Origin of the sequence: Burkholderia sp. Tr-20390, from assembly GCF_017104595.1 — a bacterium.
Taxonomy (GTDB): Bacteria; Pseudomonadota; Gammaproteobacteria; order Burkholderiales; family Burkholderiaceae; genus Burkholderia.
This window is the reverse complement of sequence record NZ_JAAGPC010000427.1, coordinates 1-1,158: the sequence shown is the minus strand read 5'-3', so window position 1 is coordinate 1,158 and position 1,158 is coordinate 1. Positions and strand designations below refer to the sequence as shown.

Below are 1,158 nucleotides of genomic sequence, written 5' to 3'. Positions count from 1 at the left end.
TTGCGAGATGCAGCTACACAACGAGGGCGATAGGTGTCACTATGATTGTGCATCATACCGCGCCCCCGAGCATCTCCCCCATGCCATACACTCCTGCCCTACACGACGCTCTTCGGATCGCCCGGCGTGCCGGTGCCGCCGCCACGCGATCCGTCGTCGACCGACGAACCGCGATAGATCACGACCGCGTTGCTCCGCCACGCCGGCCGCGCGCCCGACTCCGGCCTGGCGGACGGTTCGCGTGCGGCCTCGCGGGCCGCGCGCGACACGTCGCCGGCCCACACGGGCTGCGTATCGGGCTCCTGCGCGTCGCCGCCTGCCGGCTGCCGCCGGTCGCTCGTCGCGAAACTGCGCAGCGCGAGCGACAGCGAGCCGAGGCGGGTCGCCACCAGCACGACCTGCGCGGTGCGCGGGGCGACCTCGAGCGTGACCGTGCGGGCGCGGGCCGTCGCGTCCGGTGCGCTCGCGGGCGCCTTCGCGCGCTGGAACTCGGAGCCGACCGCGAGCACGCGCGCACGCCGCACCACGGTCTCCGCTTCGAACGTGCCGGGCGACGTCGCCGAGCCGCCGATCTGCTGCGTCAGCAACACGTCGACGAAGTCGCCCGGCTGGATCAGCCCCGCGTTGCCGGACACGTCGTCGACCGGCACCGAGATCGCGCGCATGCCGGGTTGCAGCGCGGCCGCGAGAAAATCCGGCGCGCCGGCCGGTATCACGTTCTCGACGCGAATCGGTGCGCCCGCGCCGACGTGGTTGCGCAGCAGCGCGCCCTTCAGGTCCGCGCCCGGCTGCGACTCGACGAATGCGCCGGCCGGCACCTGCGCGCGCGGCATGCGCTTCCACGCGAGATCGTTGTCGCGCAGCAGCAGCCCTTCCGGCAAATCGGCGGCGGCGACCCGCACGCGCGCCTGATCCGTTTCGGCGGGCACCGACGGCGTCGACGCGGCGACGTACAGCTCGCGCAGGATGAACGCACCGATGCCGGCGGCAACGACGAGCACGGCCAGTCTCAGCGGTTTGGGCATGGCGGCGTGCGTCCCCCCGGCTAGGTAAGCGAAACCGTGTATGGAAACGACGCCCAGACGGCCAGCGTGCCGCCGAGCGCGAGCGCGACGCCGTACGGCACGCCGCGCGCGGCGACCGCGCGAACCGGCGCTG

At 73.2% G+C, this 1,158-nt stretch carries 1 protein-coding gene; it reads right to left on the bottom strand.

Features of this window, described 5'->3' with window-relative positions; translation table 11 throughout:
• Positions 1 to 98: 98 nt before the first annotated feature.
• A complete protein-coding gene (cpaB, locus tag G3N98_RS39355; protein ID WP_241026306.1) occupies positions 99 to 1,025 on the bottom strand; it encodes a Flp pilus assembly protein CpaB in 927 nt (308 codons plus the stop codon).
• Positions 1,026 to 1,158 lie beyond the last annotated feature (133 nt).

Coding starts and splice junctions, on each gene's coding strand:
- cpaB (WP_241026306.1), bottom strand. CDS start 1,025: ATGCCCAAACCGCTGAGACTGGCCGTGCTCGTCGTTGCCGCCGGCATC.